This window comes from Sphingorhabdus sp. (assembly GCF_044374345.1).
In the GTDB taxonomy this organism is placed as follows: domain Bacteria; phylum Pseudomonadota; class Alphaproteobacteria; order Sphingomonadales; family Sphingomonadaceae; genus Sphingorhabdus_B.
On sequence record NZ_JBILOS010000005.1, the window covers coordinates 1 to 17,216 of the forward strand.

14 protein-coding genes are annotated in these 17,216 nt (G+C 55.2%); 5 read left to right on the top strand and 9 right to left on the bottom strand.

The genetic code is table 11. The features are described 5' to 3' along the window. Positions 1–1,103, bottom strand: a 1,103-nt coding sequence (locus ACIQ5B_RS01020; RefSeq protein WP_397597385.1) for an NAD(P)/FAD-dependent oxidoreductase, incomplete at its 3' end; no start/stop codon positions are given. Positions 1,104–1,217: 114 nt separating this feature from the next. Here ACIQ5B_RS01020 and ACIQ5B_RS01025 point away from each other — a divergent pair. The 4 genes from ACIQ5B_RS01025 (at position 1,218) to ACIQ5B_RS01040 (ending at position 5,454) form a co-directional block, all read left to right on the top strand. Then, complete coding sequence (locus ACIQ5B_RS01025) at positions 1,218–1,979, top strand: uracil-DNA glycosylase family protein (protein ID WP_397597386.1); 762 nt, start codon at positions 1,218–1,220, stop codon at positions 1,977–1,979. A 41-nt stretch (positions 1,980–2,020) separates the two neighbouring features. Next, positions 2,021–3,763, top strand: coding sequence for a lytic transglycosylase domain-containing protein (locus ACIQ5B_RS01030; protein WP_397597387.1), 1,743 nt, complete (start codon positions 2,021–2,023; stop codon positions 3,761–3,763). 4 nt (positions 3,764–3,767) lie between these two features. Beyond that, the gene (gene moaB / locus ACIQ5B_RS01035; protein ID WP_397597388.1) at positions 3,768–4,277 is read left to right on the top strand and encodes a molybdenum cofactor biosynthesis protein B; all 510 of its coding nucleotides are present in this window, start codon (positions 3,768–3,770) and stop codon (positions 4,275–4,277) included. 88 nt (positions 4,278–4,365) lie between these two features. Beyond that, entirely contained in the window at positions 4,366–5,454 is a 1,089-nt protein-coding gene (locus ACIQ5B_RS01040) for a PA0069 family radical SAM protein (RefSeq protein ID WP_397597389.1), read from the top strand. Between the two features lie 34 nt (positions 5,455–5,488). Here ACIQ5B_RS01040 and ACIQ5B_RS01045 read toward each other — a convergent pair whose 3' ends face one another. The 5 genes from ACIQ5B_RS01045 to ACIQ5B_RS01065 all read right to left on the bottom strand — a co-directional run bounded on the left by ACIQ5B_RS01045 (position 5,489) and on the right by ACIQ5B_RS01065 (position 13,111). Then, complete coding sequence (locus tag ACIQ5B_RS01045; RefSeq protein ID WP_397597390.1) at positions 5,489–7,087, bottom strand: long-chain fatty acid--CoA ligase; 1,599 nt, start codon at positions 7,085–7,087, stop codon at positions 5,489–5,491. 65 nt (positions 7,088–7,152) lie between these two features. Then, a complete protein-coding gene (dnaE, locus tag ACIQ5B_RS01050; RefSeq protein WP_397597391.1) occupies positions 7,153–10,629 on the bottom strand; it encodes a DNA polymerase III subunit alpha in 3,477 nt (1,158 codons plus the stop codon). A 62-nt stretch (positions 10,630–10,691) separates the two neighbouring features. After that, complete coding sequence (locus ACIQ5B_RS01055; RefSeq protein ID WP_397597392.1) at positions 10,692–11,183, bottom strand: glutathione peroxidase; 492 nt, start codon at positions 11,181–11,183, stop codon at positions 10,692–10,694. A 13-nt stretch (positions 11,184–11,196) separates the two neighbouring features. Further along, positions 11,197–11,868, bottom strand: a complete 672-nt coding sequence (locus tag ACIQ5B_RS01060) for an ABC transporter ATP-binding protein (RefSeq protein ID WP_397597393.1) — start codon at positions 11,866–11,868, stop codon at positions 11,197–11,199. Beyond that, on the bottom strand, positions 11,861–13,111 hold the full coding sequence (locus ACIQ5B_RS01065; RefSeq protein ID WP_397597394.1) for a lipoprotein-releasing ABC transporter permease subunit: 1,251 nt from the start codon (positions 13,109–13,111) through the stop codon (positions 11,861–11,863). The genes ACIQ5B_RS01060 and ACIQ5B_RS01065 overlap by 8 nt, the downstream gene beginning before the upstream one ends. A gap of 451 nt (positions 13,112–13,562) precedes the next feature. On the opposite strand from ACIQ5B_RS01065, the gene ACIQ5B_RS01070 reads away from it, so the two are divergent. Continuing rightward, the gene (locus tag ACIQ5B_RS01070) at positions 13,563–14,048 is read left to right on the top strand and encodes an Hsp20 family protein (RefSeq protein WP_397597395.1); all 486 of its coding nucleotides are present in this window, start codon (positions 13,563–13,565) and stop codon (positions 14,046–14,048) included. 151 nt (positions 14,049–14,199) lie between these two features. Here ACIQ5B_RS01070 and ACIQ5B_RS01075 read toward each other — a convergent pair whose 3' ends face one another. From ACIQ5B_RS01075 to tpiA, 3 genes are all read right to left on the bottom strand, one after another. Beyond that, positions 14,200–15,834: a CTP synthase gene (locus ACIQ5B_RS01075; protein ID WP_397597396.1), complete on the bottom strand. Its 1,635-nt coding sequence runs from the start codon at positions 15,832–15,834 to the stop codon at positions 14,200–14,202. Positions 15,835–15,935: 101 nt separating this feature from the next. Then, positions 15,936–16,289 carry a preprotein translocase subunit SecG gene (secG, locus tag ACIQ5B_RS01080; RefSeq protein ID WP_395628520.1) on the bottom strand — a complete coding sequence of 118 codons (354 nt, stop codon included), beginning with the start codon at positions 16,287–16,289 and terminating at the stop codon, positions 15,936–15,938. 84 nt (positions 16,290–16,373) lie between these two features. Further along, entirely contained in the window at positions 16,374–17,120 is a 747-nt protein-coding gene (gene tpiA, locus ACIQ5B_RS01085; protein ID WP_397597397.1) for a triose-phosphate isomerase, read from the bottom strand. Positions 17,121–17,216 lie beyond the last annotated feature (96 nt).

A 17,216-nucleotide genomic window follows, 5' to 3' on the forward strand; every position in this document is an offset into this window, starting at 1 on the left:
CTGGTCTGGTAAGCGGTCAATTCGTCATGTTCGCGGCCAGCGGCCAGTGCTTCCACAACGGCATCTGCTGCCAACATGCCGGACTTCATCGCGGTATGCGTGCCCTTGATGCGTGGCACGTTGACGAAGCCTGCGGAGCAACCAATCAATGCGCCGCCTGCGAATGCCAACTTCGGCACCGACTGCCAGCCACCATCGCTGATCGCACGCGCGCCATAGGAAACGCGCTTGCCGCCGGCCAAAATCTTCTTGACCTCAGGATGCGTTTTCCAGCGCTGCAGTTCTTCGAAAGGTGACAGATAGGGGTTGGAATAGTTCAACCAAACCACAAAGCCCAAGGCAACCTGGTTGTTCGCTTGATGGTACAGAAATGCGCCGCCATTTGCGTCGGTCAATGGCCAGCCTTGGCTGTGAATGACGCGGCCTGCGGAGTGTTGTTCCGCCGGAATGTCCCACAATTCTTTTAGACCGATGCCGTAAACCTGCGGCTCGCAATCCTTGTCCAATCCGAACTGCGGCTTAATCAATTTGGTCAGATGCCCACGCACACCTTCGGCAAAGAAGGTATATTTCGCATGCAGCTCCATGCCGGGCATATAATCATCTTTGTGGCTGCCATCGCGCGCGACGCCCATGTCACCTGTCGCCACGCCCTTGACCGAGCCGTCGGCATTATACAGAATTTCTGCAGCCGAAAATCCGGGGAAGATTTCCACGCCCAGATTTTCCGCCTGCCCCGCAAGCCAGCGGCACAAATTGCCAAGCGAACCTGTATAGGTCCCCTTGTTGTGCATGAAACCCGGCGTCAGGAAATGCGGCATGTTAAACTTGCCAGTCTTGGTCATTATCCAATGCTGGTTGTCGTTCACTGGTGTATCCGCCAATGGGCAGCCCATCGTGCGCCAATCCGGAAGCAGCTCGTCAAGCGCCTTTGGATCTATGACCGCGCCGGATAAAATATGCGCGCCAACCTCTGAACCTTTTTCCAATATGCAAACGCTGGTGTCGGGTGATTGCTGCTTAATGCGTATCGCCGCGGATAAACCTGCTGGCCCCGCACCAACAATAACAACATCATATGGCATCGACTCGCGTTCACTCATTGCCTTTATCCTTTACCCGGCATGTAAATCAGGCCATCCGAATTTTCGGACAGCTCGTGGAAATTGCCATGCCAAGCAATTGACCCTGTCGTCAACAAGTGACTGAAGGGATTTATGAAAGACCGAGCAGAAATAGCAGCCTTGGCGGCTGTTGAATCACTAACTGGCTGGTGGACGCTGGCCGGTGTGGATTCTGCCGTGGGCGATGAAACCGTCAACTGGCTGACCGCCGATGAAGTGACGGATCCTGCAAAACCGGCTGTCACGGCCAATAACAGTGCCGCCAATGTCCCTGTTGCACCGCAAGTCCCATCCATTCCATGGCCCAATGATATTGCGTCCTTGCGGCAGATGGTCCTTGATGGCGCACCGCTTCCTGGCAACGGCCTCGGTCCCGTTCATATTCCCCCAATTGGCCCCGAAAACAGTGCGATTGTCATCATTTCGGATTTGCCCGATTTGGCAGATGCCGACGAAGCAACCGCGGGAACGTCTGCGGCGCACATTTTGCTGGAACGTATGTTGGCGGCTATTGGTATCAACATTTCGGATTGTTACCGGACCTGGCTTGCAACCACTGTGCCGGCGACAGGGGAACTGCCAGATCACATCCTGCCGGAATTGGGCAAATATATGCGCCATCAACTCGACCTCATTAAACCCACATCGGTGATTTTACTCGGTTCATCCGCCTGCAAGGCTCTGTTAGACGCCGACCTTATGAACGCCCGTGCAGAATTACGGAATGTTAACGATGACGGCCGCAATATCGCCGCATTGACGACATTCCATCCGCGTACGCTCATCGCGCGCCCTGCCATGAAGGCACAGGCGTGGAGAGATCTGCAGATGTTTGCAAAAAGGGATGCCTTGTGAGCGCCAAGAACGCGTATAGCGCAAACATACGCCTCAGCAGAATGCGCGCGCTTAAGTGGCTTGGCCCACTTTTGGCGCTGTCACCGGTGGCGGCTGCGCATGCAAATACCAGCGAGGGCTTTCGTGCCATCGTTTCTACGCAGGTTGCTCCAACGGTTTTGGATGCCAAGGAAAAGGCGGTTTTTTCGGCAATTTACGACGCAATTCGAAACCAGAAATGGGATGAGGCTGCACGGTTAATCGATGACGCGCCGCAAGGGCCAATGGCCGCGATGGCGCGCGCCGAATTATATCTTGCCCCAGACAGCCCAAAGGTTGAGGTCGCGCAATTGCACGATCTTTTGCAGTCGGCACCCTATCTGCCGCAAGCGGAACAGCTTGCCACGATGGCGCGCAAGCGTGGCGCGGAAATTCTTCCTGAGCGCCCGGGCATCCGCCGTTTCTCATGGCTTGGTGGTGCGCCAAAACGCGATTTGCCCGCAAACGCGGCGAGCGATGCTATTCGCAGCGAGCTTCAACAGTTTATCAAAAACGACCAGTCCTTGGCCGCAGAACAATATCTCGAAACCAAGGTCGAAGAGCTTTCAACGGAAGCATTGACCGAGCTTCAATACCGCGTCGCATGGTCCTATTATATCGAAAATGATGACCAGTCTGCGAAACGTGTGGCGTTACTCGCGCGCAAGGCCGGCGGTGAATGGGGCACACAGGCGGCATGGGTGCATGGCTTGGCATCATGGCGGTTGGGTGAATATGCAGAGGCTTATGAGGCATTTGATGTGGTCTCACGCCTCGCGGCCAATGACGATCTAAAGGCTGCAGGCCTATTTTGGGGCGCACGTGCAGCGATGGCCGCGAAATATCCACAATTTGTGCAGCCAAAAATGCAAAAAGCGGCGCAGCTGCCCGAAACCTTTTATGGTCTGTTGGCGAGCGAAGCGCTCGGCATGGAACCCATTGCCCGCAGATCAGCAAAAGTTGCAAAGCTTGATTGGGCCAGCCTGAAAGATCAGCAGAATGCAATCCTTGCGGTTGGTTTGGCAGAAATTGGCCAAACCAAACTTGCAGATGAAGCGTTGCGCCATCAAGCGCGCATAGGCGACGCGCGTCAGCATACAAATTTGGCGCAGCTGGCCGGATCGCTGAACCTTGCCTCCACCCAATTTTGGTTGGGGCATTATGGCCCCGCACGCAACCAGAGCAACGCCATGGCGCGCTATCCCATGCCCAATTGGGAACCCCTTGGTGGCTGGCGGGTAACGCCGGCACTTGTCTATGCGCACACGTTACAGGAATCCAACTTCCGCACGGACGTGATCAGCCCGGCGGGCGCACGTGGGCTGATGCAGGTTCGGCCCGGCACCGCGCAGGATATTGCGCGGGCGCGGGGCGCATCATTTGCGGCCTCGCACCTTGATCGCCCTTCGATCAATCTCGAATATGGACAATCCTATCTCGAAAAATTGCGCGATTTGCCCGCCACGGGGGGCCTTCTGCCCAAGGTGATTGCCGCCTATAATGCGGGTCCGGTTCCGCTTGCGCGGTGGAACAGCGAAATTCGGGACAATGGCGATCCGCTGCTTTTCATTGAATCCATCCCTTATTGGGAAACGCGCGGATATGTCGCGATTATCCTGCGCAACTATTGGATCTACGAGATGCGGACAAACAAGGCGTCGGGCAGCTTGAAAGGGCTTGCCCAGTATATGTGGCCGAAATTCCCGGACGCCAATGGCACCGTAACCGCGCGCCGCGTCACAGGAGGCTCAATTGCCGCTCGATAACAACATGGCTTTCAAACCCGTCAATATTGCGCTTCTGACGGTATCCGACACGCGTGGACCGGATGATGACACCAGCGGCGATTTATTGGCCGAACGCATCAGGGCGGCGGGGCATAAGATCATCGAACGCGCAGTTTTGCGTGACGATACAGCGTTGATCACCGCCCGCCTGCACAATTGGATCGATGACGAAAATATCGACGTTGTCATATCCACGGGCGGAACAGGACTCACCGGACGCGATGTTACGCCGGAGGCACTGGATCGCGTTAAGACCAAGGATATTCCAGGCTTTGGCGAGCTATTTCGTTGGCTAAGCTTCGCCAGCATTGGTACTTCAACCATACAGTCGCGCGCCTGCGCGGTGCTGGCGCGCGGCACATATATCTTTGCGCTGCCCGGCTCAAACGGCGCGGTGAAGGATGGATGGGACCAGATTTTGGTTCATCAGCTGGATAACCGGCATCGCCCCTGCAATTTTGTCGAACTGATGCCGCGCCTGTCCGAAAGGTAAACGCGGAGGCTACTGCCGTTCATGATGCTATTGCGCTGAACGTACATTTGTTCTTTATATGTTCTCATTCTTATGGCATAAATTGCCTATGGAGAATGCAGTCGAACGCAATATTACAAAGGGCCGTGGGGCGCCCACAAACGCGGTGCCAACGCGATTTAACCTCAATAGCCGTGTTGCCGACGGAGACTGGCTGGACGCGCGCGAAGCGTTAGATGGCGGAAGGCCAGCGCTTAAGACGACGGTGACCGAAGAGCTCGCCAAATCCATACTCTCATTCAACAACTCTCCTGACATCCCTTTTGACCGGTCGGTAAACGCATATCGCGGGTGCGAGCATGGCTGCATATATTGTTTTGCGCGGCCAACGCACGCATATCATGATCTGTCGCCGGGGTTGGATTTCGAAAGCCGTCTTTTCGCCAAGCCAAACGCCGCGGATATCTTGCGCAAAACGATCGCCAAGCCGGGATACCGGCCAGCGCCTATCGCGATTGGAACCAATACAGACCCATATCAGCCGATTGAGCGAACCTATCGCATCACGCGATCAATCTTGGCGCTGATGGTCGAAACGTCGCACCCGATTGTCATCACAACGAAGTCCGCGCGCGTACTTGATGATATCGACCTGTTAAGTCAGCTGGCATCAAAGCAACTGACGGGTGTTGCGATATCTGTGACCTCCCTCGATGCGAAACTCGCACGGACATTGGAACCCAGGGCGTCATCGCCGATGACGCGGCTCGCGGCGGTACGCAAACTTTCCGATGCCGGTATCTATGTGCATGTGAATATCGCACCGATCATTCCGGCGGTAACAGATCATGAGATTGAGGCTATCGCCGCCGCCGCCGCAGAACATGGCGCGACGAGCATCAGTTCGATACCCATCCGCCTTCCGCATGAAGTCGCGCCTTTGTTTTGCGACTGGCTTGACGTTCATTTCCCCGACCGCGCTGCGAAGGTCATGAATATCATTCGCGATATGCGCGGCGGCAAAGACAATGATGCCGAATTTTTCTCACGGATGAAGGGCCATGGTCCTTGGGCCGACCTGATCCGCACCCGTATGCAAATTGCGCGAAAGAAACATGGTCTGGACGGCTCCAAATGGAACGTCAGAACCGACCTGTTCGTGCCGCCAAATATGAATGGGCAGCTGAGCCTGTTTTGAAAATCAGCTGCTCAGCTGCCCAGAATTTTGGATATCAATCCTCTAGAACAAAATCCTTGAACTGCTGGCGCAGCGCAACCTTTTGGATCTTGCCGGTGCCGGTGTGCGGCAGCTCGTCAACGAACAGCACCCGGTCTGGCATCCACCATTTGACGATGCGTTCTGCGAGATATGCTTTCACCGTGGCTTCATCGACCTCAGCGCCGGGTTTCTTAACGGCAATCAGCACAGGGCGTTCATCCCATTTGGGGTGCGGAACGCCAATCGCGCCGGCTTCCGCAATTCCGGGACAGCCAACGGCGATATTTTCCAACTCAACCGAGCTAATCCATTCGCCGCCGGATTTGATAACATCCTTCACGCGGTCCGTGATTTGCATCGTACCATCGGGATGCAGAACGGAAACGTCTCCCGTATCAAACCACTGGTCGGCATCGACCGTATCGGCTTCCGCCTTGAAATAGCGTTTGATGACCCAAGGTCCGCGTATCTGAAGCGCGCCGGATGTCACACCGTCGCGCGGGGCGACATTGCCGTCCTTGTCGATGACGCGCAGTTCGACACCAAATGGCGTTCTGCCCTGCTTACAGACAATGTCGATTTGCTCATCAAGCGTCAATTCGTCCCAATTGGGTGTAGGCGCGCCCATTGTGCCGATGGGCGAAGTTTCGGTCATGCCCCATGCGTGCGATACGCGGACATTTGCCTTCATGAGGCGTTCAATCATCGCGCGCGGCGCAGCGGAACCGCCGATTGTGACAAGGCGCAACTTACCGAGCGACGCATCGCGTCCAGCGGCAGCCTCTGCATCCAAATGCGCGAACATAGCGAGCCAAACGGTCGGCACACCCGCGCTATGCGTGACGCCTTCCTTCAGCATCAGCCCGTGCAAGGTCGCCGCATCATTCGTTGTCGAAAAGACGAATTTAACGCCCGCTGCGGCCCCCGCAAATGGCAGACCCCAGCTCGCCGCGTGGAACATCGGCACGATGGGCAACAAAGCTGCCTGCGGGCTGAGATCGAATATGCTCGGCGCGATTTCGGCCATCGCGTGCAACATCGTCGAGCGGTGCTGATACAACACACCCTTTGGATTACCTGTCGTGCCGCTGGTATAGCAGAGCATGCATGGGTCGCGCTCGTCGCCGGTCGCCCATTCATAATTGCCGTCTTGGCCGTTGATCAATGCGCCATAGCTGTCGTCGCGGTCAAACACGATATAATGTTCAACAGTCTTCAGATGCGGCTTTATCCGGTCGATGATAGGCTGGAACATGGCATCATACATCAACACCTTATCTTCGGCGTGGTTCATGATATAAATCAGGTCTTCGTCGAACAACCGGACGTTGACGGTATGAATGACGCCGCCAAAACCAATGGCGCCATACCAAGTGGCAAGGTGCCGATGGTGGTTCATGGCAAATGTCGCGATCCGGTCCCCTTTTTGCAGACCAAAGCCGGCAAAGGCTTGTGACAGCTTGCGGGCTTCGGCTGCGACACCCGCCCAGCTTGTCCGTTCAAAAGTGCCATCAGCCCAACGCGTTACGATTTCGCGCGTGCCATGCTCTCGCGCTGCATAATCGATTAAATGGGTTACCCGAAGATCCCAATCCTGCATCGTACCGTACATCCAAGCTCTCTCCCTCATCTAACGTCGCCAATATTCTTGGCCTATATTTCCGTGTTTGCTGCTGATCAATGCACCAATGCTAGGCTTGGGCCAATCGGTGAAAGTTCAACATTATCTATGCCTTCAATGCCCTTTACTTGGTCCAGCAAAGACGCGTCTATACGGTATTTGCGGCCCAATATGATCTGCACCCATCGGCCATCGGAAGACCGCGTTTTGATAATGAGTTCGCTCCGCCCGCCTTGCAGCGGTTCAACCATCTCGGCCAAACGTGCAATGGCGGTTTCTTGCGACACATCCAGCTGCATTTTGAGCCGCGATACACTTGTCAGCCCGCTGAGCGCCTTTGCGCTTTTGACGGTGAAGCTGGGCACTTCGTCCCCTGCCCGCATATCCATTTCACAATGCAGCAAAAGGCATTCGGCATCCTTCGCCCATTCGGCCAGTTGACTGCCCACGGCCTCATCAAAGCAGCGTACCGAAAACTGTCCGCTCATGTCCGAAAAATCGGCAATCATGAAGCGTTTGCCCTTGCGGGATTCGCGCCAGCGCACGCCTTCAATGAGCGCAGACATGGTGGCGGCGCGACGAACACCCTCGGGTATGGGCCCACTCTCCAACCAAACGGCATAGGGTTTTGCGCCGTGGCTCGCGGCGAGCGCATCATATTGCGAACATGGGTGGGCAGAGAAATAAAAGCCAAAGGCGTCCTTCTCTTGGTTCATCTGCTCACCCGGCGCCCATGATAGCCGGCCATCAATCCGCAAGGCCGCCATGTCGGACCCGCCCTCGCCAAACAGCCCGCCCTGCCCGCTTTCACGGGAATCACGCGCAGACTGTGCCGCAGCCAAAAGCGTTTCTGCAGCGCCATGCACGGCGGCGCGATTTGGCTCCAGCGCATCAAATGCGCCTGCAGCAGCGAGATTTTCAAGGCTGCGCCGGTTTATCTGACTGGGATCAACACGATTGGCGAAATCATCCAGACTTTTGAAACGCCCTGCCGCGGTCCGTTCCGCCACAAGCACTTCCATAGCGCGTTCGCCGACATTCTTTATGCCCCCCAGTGCATATCGGACGGCATGTTCGCCATGGGCATTCGTCTCAACGGTAAATTCGGCTTCGCTTTGGTTGATGTCGGGCTGATGGCAAACGACATCTAAGCGGCGCATGTCATCCATGAAGATCGCAAGCTTGTCCGTCTGATGCATGTCGAAGCACATGGATGCCGCAAAGAATTCTTCAGGATGATGGGTTTTCATCCATGCTGTTTGATATGCCAGCACGGCGTAAGCCGCAGCGTGGCTCTTGTTGAAACCATATCCAGCAAATTTGTCGATCAAATCGAACAGCTCATTTGCACGGTTGGGCGGAATGGCATGGGTGGCGCAGCCGGTGACAAAACGTTCGCGCTGCGCGTCCATTTCGGCCTGTATCTTCTTACCCATCGCACGGCGGAGCAAATCTGCTTCGCCAAGGCTATATCCCGCCAATATCTGGGCGGCCTGCATAACCTGTTCCTGATAGACGAAGATGCCGTATGTTTCGTTCAATACCGGCTCAAGCAGCGGGTGCGGATATTCGATGCTCTCCTCGCCATTTTTGCGTCGACCGAACATCGGGATATTGTCCATTGGGCCTGGCCGGTAGAGCGATACGAGGGCGATAATATCGCCGAAATTGGTTGGTTTCACCGCAGCAAGCGTCCGCCGCATCCCTTCGGATTCCAGCTGGAACACACCAACCGTGTCGCCGCGCTGCAGCAATTCATACACCGCCGGGTCATCATGTGGCAAAAGTCCAAGATCAATGTCGACCCCGCGCTTCGCCAACATCTGTGACGCTTTTTGCAAAACGGAAAGCGTCTTCAGACCCAGAAAGTCGAACTTAACAAGGCCCGCACTCTCGACATATTTCATGTCGAATTGCGTAACAGGCATGTCCGAACGTGGATCACGATAAAGGGGTGCCAATTCGGACAATTCACGGTCGCCGATCACAACGCCCGCAGCGTGCGTTGAACTGTGGCGTGGCAAGCCCTCAAGTTTCATGGCAAGATCAAACAAGCGCTTCACTTGCGCGTCGCGACGATATTCCTCACGCAATTCGGCGACCCCTGCCAGTGCGCGCTTCAAATCCCACGGGTCAGCGGGAAGGTTTGGCACCTGCTTGCACAACCGGTCCACTTGGCCGTAACTCATTTGCAGAACGCGTCCGGTATCGCGCAGCACAGCGCGCGCTTTCAGCTTACCAAAGGTGATGATCTGCGCGACTTGGCGTGAGCCATATTTTTTCTGGACATAACGGATCACTTCTCCGCGCCGCGTTTCGCAGAAGTCGATATCGAAATCCGGCATGGACACACGATCGGGGTTCAAGAAGCGTTCGAACAGCAAACCAAGCTTGATGGGATCAAGGTCCGTAATGGTGAGCACCCATGCGACGAGCGAACCCGCACCTGACCCACGGCCGGGGCCCACCGCAATGTCTTGGTCCTTTGCCCATTTGATGAAGTCGGCAACGATCAAGAAATATCCGGAGAAGCCCATGGAGCAAATGACGTCCGCTTCAAACGTCAGCCGGTCGAAATAGACTTGGCGCGTTGCTTCATCGGTAATGCCTGCGGTCTCAAGACGCTGCAACAGCCCCAAACGGGCGTCTTCGCGCAGTTGCGCATCCTCGGCCGTCCGATCGCCCGCAAGGCTTGGCAGAATAGGGTTTCGATATGGTGCCAGCGCGGTGCAGCGCTGGGCAATAACAAGCGTGTTGGCCAGAGCCTCAGGCACATCGGCAAACAACGCGCCCATTTGCTTGCCGGTCTTGATCCAAGTGTCAGGGCTGCTCCGCCGCCGGTCTTGGCTTTCGACATATTCGCCATCTGAAATGCACAGCATTGCGTCATGCGCGTCGAAAAAATCCGGCTCGGCAAAAAATGCGGGGTTTGTCGCAACCATTGGAATGTCGCGGGCATAAGCGAGATCAATCAACGCCTCTTCCGCGGCGTCTTCACGGCTGTCGTTACGCCTGCTTAACTCAATGTATAGCCGGTCCGGAAACAAGGCCTGCAAGCGGGACAGATATTCCCCTGCGGCATTGTTTTGGCCGTCGCTCAGCAGTTGCGTGACAGCGCCTTCAGCGCCACCCGTTAGCGCAATCAGGCCATCGGAAAATGGTGCAAGCTGTTCCAGCGCAACATGCGCGTCCAAATCTTCGGGACGGTCAAGATGCGCCATGGAAACCAGACGGCACAGATTATTATATCCGCTTTCGTCCTGCGCGAATAATGGCAACCAATCGCGGATGAACTTGCCATCGCTTGTCGGCCGCCGGACACCAAGGAGCGCGCCAATGATCGGCTGTACGCCCTTTGACTTTGCGCCATCCTGAAATGGCATAACGCCATAAAGACCGTTGCGGTCGCAAATCGCAATCGCCGGAAACCCTAGCTTTTTTGCGGCTTCTCCAATTGCCTTGGGCTCGATTGCGCCTTCCAACATGGTGTAAGCGGAAAACACGCGCAAAGGGACGAAGGGCACATAGGACATAAAGCTACGTTAGATGACTCGCCGGATTCGACAATCCACCATTTCGGCTAATCTGTGGACAATCAAGCAGGCTGCGCAAGAAGCTTTTCGATATCCTTGGCAAGCGCCTCGGGTTTAACTTGCGGGCCATGGCGGGCGACCACCTTACCCTTGCGATCGACCAGAAATTTGGTGAAGTTCCATTTGATCCCGCGCGACCCCAGCAGGCCCGCTTGCTGTTGCTTGAGATAATGCCAAAGCGGATCTTCATTGTCGCCGTTCACGTCAATTTTTGAGGCCAAGGGGAATGACACATCATAGGTCAATGAGCAGAAATTCTTGATCTCTTCCTCGTTGCCCGGCTCCTGCGCGCCGAACTGATTGCACGGGAACGCCAATATCTCCAGACCCTGGTCCTGATATCGCCGATACAGCGCCTCAAGGCCCTTATATTGCGGCGTAAAGCCACATTTCGACGCGGTATTCACGATCAGCAAGACCTTACCCGCATGGGCCGCCATGGCTTCGCTTGCGCCGCCCGGCATTTTGACCGAAAAATCGTAAACTGACATCATCTATCCCCTTAGCTTAAGCTAATTTTCCGTCCTTCAGCCGCACGACGCGGTCCATTTTGGCGGCAAGGCGTTCATTATGTGTCGCGACAATGGCCGATGAGCCTTGCTCACGCACCAATGCCATGAACTCACCCAGCACAATGTCGGCGGTGTGTTCGTCCAGATTACCCGTCGGTTCGTCTGCCAGTACCAGTTTAGGGCGGTTCGCAAGCGCCCGCGCGACGGCAACCCGTTGCTGTTCGCCGCCGGAGAGTTTGGAAGGCCGGTGATGGAGCCGCTGAGAAAGCCCAAGTTGCGTGAGCAAATGGGTCGCGCGTTCAACGGCATCTTCGGGCGTTGCGTCGGCAATCAATTGGGGAAGGACGACATTCTCAAGTGCATCAAAATCGGGCAGCAAATGGTGGAACTGGTACACAAACCCAAGCTTTTGCCGGCGTATTTCGGTTTGACGATCAACGCCTGCCGAACTGACTTCTTCACCATCCAATTTGATGGAACCCGAAAAGCCGCCCTCAAGCAAACCGACCGCCTGAAGCATCGTCGATTTCCCGGAACCAGACGGACCAAGCAACGCCACAAGTTCGCCCCTGCCAACGACAAGGTCGACACCGCGCAGCACTTGTATCGTGACATCGCCCTGCACAAACTTGCGGCGAACGTCGGTAAGCTCAACGACATTATTCATAACGCAACACCTGAACTGGATCGGTACTCGCCGCCTTTAGCGCGGGGTATAAGGTGGCAAGGAAGCTGAACAGCAGCGCCAGCCCACAAATTGCCAGCACTTCGACAGGGTCCGTTCGCGATGGTAGCTCGGTGAGAAACCGGATCGATGGGTCCCACAAATTCTGACCGGTGAGAAGTTGAATGAAATTGACCACCGACTGCCGGAAATACAGGAAGATAGCGCCCAATATCAGGCCAAGCACAATGCCCGACGACCCGATCAGCAAGCCCACCGTCATGAATATCCGCAACAGCGATTTTCGGGACGCACCCATGGTCCGCAATATTGCAATATCCCGCGTTTTGGCCCGCACCAGCATGATAAGCGATGACAAGATGTTGAACACCGCGACCAGCACGATGATCGAAAGCACGACAAACATCGCAACTCGCTCGACGGCCAGCGCCTCAAACAAAGATGCGTTCATGCTCTTCCAGTCTACGATAAGACCTTTGTTTTCCAGTTTGGGCAAGAGCGGCGCCAAAATTTCATTCACCTTGTCGGGATTTTCAGTCTTGATTTCAATCATACCGATTTCGTCGCCCAACAGCATGAGTAGCTGTGCCCGTTCGATGGGCATGATGACGAACGCTTTGTCATAATCATAAACGCCAACTTCAAAGATCGCAGCGACTTCATAAGAAATTTCGCGCGGCACCGTGCCGAAGGGCGTCGTCCGTCCAGCGGGGTTGATGATCGTAATGCTTTGCCCGACCTGAACCCCCAAATTTTGGGCAAGACGCGAACCGATAGCGACCTTGTCTTCATAGGAGTTCAACGCCCGCAAGCTTCCGGCGACCGTTTTTCCTTTTAGCGTTTCGTTTTTAAGGATGTCATTTACCGACATTCCACGCGCCAGAATCGCTTCTACCCGGCCATTGAAGGTCGTGAGCAATGGTTGTTCAATTAACGCAGTGGCGTCGGTCACGCCGGGCGTCTTTTCGACATCGTTCAAAATCTGACGCCAGTCCTGAAGCCGCCCGCCATAGCCTTGAACAACGGCATGGCCGTTCAGGCCAACAATCTTGTCGAATAATTCAGCGCGAAAGCCGTTCATGACACTCATGACGATGATGAGGGCCGCTACGCCAAGCGCCACCGCGACTAAGCTAATACTCGCGACGAGGAAGATGAAACCTTCGCCCTTGCCCGGCAACAGATACCGGCGCGCCACCATGCGTTCATATCGTGACAATATCATGTGCGGTCACTTATCAATGTTTTCGGCATTTTCGGTTCTTAGGTTCCACCACGAGGACTGGCAAGCATTGTTGCAGGGGTGCAACAGCGTTTGAAAAAGCGTTCGGCGGAGTGTGGTTCCAATTGCAAAGCAAAGCCCAAAGGAAGATGACATCATCGAATTCGTCGAGAGCCTGTTAAGGCCGATGGTTCAGGGGGAAAATCAGTCCCGCTGGTGGGGACCGGCAGAGGACTGAAACTAAGCGCTAGCAAAGCTGCAGAGCGAGGCCGTTCGGAAATGTCCGGGCGGCCTTGTTTTTTGTGCCTTTGTTTTGCGATGCATTTTTTCATCTTGCAATTTTGTGGGCACTCCCCATCTGGTTACGCGGAGGCCGAAAGGATCCAAAACGACATAGCTGACCGCTGCTTTTGCGGGGTTGGCACACACCAAATTGCTTGATGGAGAATTTGATATGCAACGTTTTGATTTTACACCGTATCGCCGGAACACCGTCGGTTTTGACCGCTTGTTTGAACTGCTGGAAAACACCGGACGCGCGGCCACAAACGAAAACTATCCGCCTTTCAATATCGAACGCACCGGCGAAAATGACTATCAAGTCACCGTCGCAGTCGCGGGATTCAAATCCGACGAGATTGACATTGTCGCACAGCAGAATTTGTTAATCGTCACGGGCAGCAAGCAGGCTGAAGGCAACGACAATCGCGATTTTCTGCACATGGGAATCGCAAGCCGCAATTTCGAACGTCGCTTCCAACTCGCGGACCATATTCATGTGACCGGCGCCGATATGGCCGATGGTCTGTTGATGATTTCATTAGTGCGCGAAGTGCCTGAAGCCTTGAAACCGCGCAAAATCGCTATCGGCGGCAAAACAGCAACTAATGTCATCGAACACGCAGATAGCGCCAAGAAAAAAGGCACAAATGCAGCCTAAAGTTGTTCGGGGCGGTCGGTAACTCGTCCGCCCCTGCACATCTTATGAGCCCGGGTCGCAATTGGGCCGCACGGGTGTGAACGGCGATTGCACGCTATTTCACGGCGCAGCTTCATTCATTCAAATGCGCCAATGAAAGCGTTTGGAATCGCTACACCAGTCGGCTTTGCTTGACCGCGGCGGCAATGAAGCTAGCAAACAACGGGTGCGGTGCAAATGGCCGCGATTTCAGTTCCGGGTGGAACTGCACCCCGATAAACCACGGATGATCCGGGCGCTCCACGATTTCTGGTAGCTCACCGTCAGGTGACATACCGCTGAACACCAGACCCCCCTGCTCCAACGCGGATTTGTAATGGACATTGACCTCATAGCGATGACGATGCCGCTCAGAAATGTCCTGCGTGCCATATATACCCGCGACATGGCTGTTTCCGGACAATTTTGCGTCATAGGCGCCAAGGCGCATGGTGCCGCCGAGATCACCGCCCGTTTCACGCTTCTGGATGCCCTCTTCGCTCATCCATTCGGTGATAATGCCAACAACGGGTTCGGTGGTCGGGCCAAATTCGGTGCTTGATGCGCCGGCGATACCCGCGGTGTTCCGCGCGCCTTCAATGCAGGCCATCTGCATGCCGAGGCAAATGCCAAAGAAAGGCACTTCGCGCTCACGTGCAAATTTGACGGCCGCAATCTTACCTTCTGACCCGCGCTCGCCAAAGCCGCCGGGGACGAGGATTGCGTTCATCGGCTCAAGCGCTGCGGCAATGTCATGTTCTGATTGCTCGAACAGTTCAGCGTCGATCCACTTGATGTTCACCTTTACGCGGTTCGACAGCCCGCCATGCGTCAGTGCTTCATTCAAGGATTTATATGCGTCGGCAAGGCCAACATATTTACCGACAACGCCAATGGTCACTTCACCTTCGGGGTTTAGCTGACGGTCAATGATATCATCCCAGCGGCTAAGGTCAGGCTCACCGTCTGATTCCAGCCCGAATGCGCGCAGGACTTCATTATCCAAGCCTTCGGCATGATATTGCAGTGGCACCGCGTAAATGCTTTTCGCGTCCAAGGCCGGAATAACCGCCTCTTTGCGGACGTTACAAAATGCAGCGATTTTCGCGCGCTCATTTTCGGGCAATGGATGTTCGCATCGGCACAAAAGAACATCGGGCTGAATCCCCAATGATGTAAGTTCGCGCACGCTGTGCTGCGTCGGCTTGGTCTTCAGCTCGCCTGCTGCCGCAATATAGGGAACAAGGGTAACATGCACAGACAAGGTGCGTTCGCGGCCAAGCTCGTTCCGCAGCTGGCGGATGGCTTCGATGAAGGGAAGCGATTCAATGTCACCGACGGTTCCACCAATTTCGCACAACACGAAATCAAGGTCTTGCGTGTCCGCCTTGGCGAATTCCTTGATAGCATCCGTCACATGCGGGATGACCTGAACCGTCGCGCCGAGATAATCCCCGCGACGTTCCTTTTGAATGATGGTCTGATAAATGCGACCCGACGTTATATTGTCGGACTGCCGCGCAGAAACGCCCGTAAACCGTTCATAATGCCCAAGATCAAGGTCGGTTTCCGCCCCGTCATCAGTCACATAAACTTCGCCATGCTGATAAGGCGACATCGTGCCCGGATCAACATTGAGATAAGGATCGAACTTCCGGATTCGAACGCGGTATCCGCGCGCCTGTAAAAGGGCAGCAAGCGATGCTGCCATAAGACCTTTGCCAAGCGAGGAGACCACGCCACCGGTGATAAAAATGAACCGTGCCATGGGAGAAAAGGCTTAAGACACGTTTGCGGCAAAACACAAGCGAACGAATCCGTTCACGGAAAAATAACCTGTGCAAAAAACGTTTTTTGGTGCCGAAGCGATTATTTATCCAACGGAACTTCGGTTGCTGGTGCCCCCGAAGCTGGAGCCGCTGGTGCAGTCGTCACAGGTGCCGCCGGAGTCGCAGGCACTTCGGTACGTTCAAGGCTGCTATCGATTTCGCCCGTGCCACCTTTTTGCGCAGCAACGAAAGCCAAGGAAATCGAAAGGATAATAAACAAGGTCGCCAAAATGGTGGTGGTACGCGTCAGAAAGTCGGCTGCACCACGTGCGGACATCAATCCCGATGGGCTTCCGCCCATTCCCAAACCGCCGCCTTCAGACCGCTGCATCAAGATAACGCCAACAAGCGAGGCGGCGATAATGGCCTGAACGACGATAAGAAAATGGAAAATGCCCATGATGAATTCCGAATAATGAAAGGCAATAAGTTGCCGGTTGTTGCGCCCACATAGCGAGCGCATCACCGTTCTTCAATGCTATTCGCCGAAAGCTTGCGCTGCGGCTAAAATGGGTTCGAATTTCGCGCAGGTCAGACTTGCCCCGCCAATCAACCCGCCATCGACATTTTCAACCGCCAAAAGCTCGGCCGCATTGTCTCCGTTCATGGACCCGCCGTATAAAATCCGGACACCATCGCCGACCACACCATAACGATCGACCAGTGCGGCACGAATGGCGCCGTGCATTTCGCGTACATCCGCCATTTCCGGAATGCGCCCGGTGCCAATGGCCCAAACGGGTTCGTACGCGACACTCAACCAGTCGCCAGATATGTTCTGGGGCAATGAACCTGCAACCTGTCCCAAAACAATGTTTAGCGCATTGCCTGCGTCCCGCTCGGCAAGCGTTTCCCCGACGCAGATGATGACTTTCAGGCCCGCCTTATGCGCGGCTTGCGCCTTTGCCAGCACGTCGTTGTCCTGCTCATGCTGTGCGGCGCGGCGTTCGCTGTGCCCAACGATTGTCAAAGACGCCCCCGCATCAACCAACATATCCGCCGACACACATCCAGTATGCGCGCCTGAAGGCTGCATGTGGCAGTCCTGCCCCCCGATTGCAAAGCCATGTGCGACATTGCACGCCCTGCTGATGAGAGTTGCTGGCAAACATAATGCGGTTTCGACCGCTGGATAAATGAGCGACTTTTCCGCGATCGCGGCAATTTCGGCCAAGTCGCTTGCCATGCCATTCATCTTCCAGTTTCCGACAACCAACTTGCGCATGCCATTATCCTATCTGCAGGGTTTGCGAATCTTGTTTAGGCTCTGGCATGGTTTCAACAGTCGGAGCAAGTCTATCCCTTGATTGCCAAAGCCTTG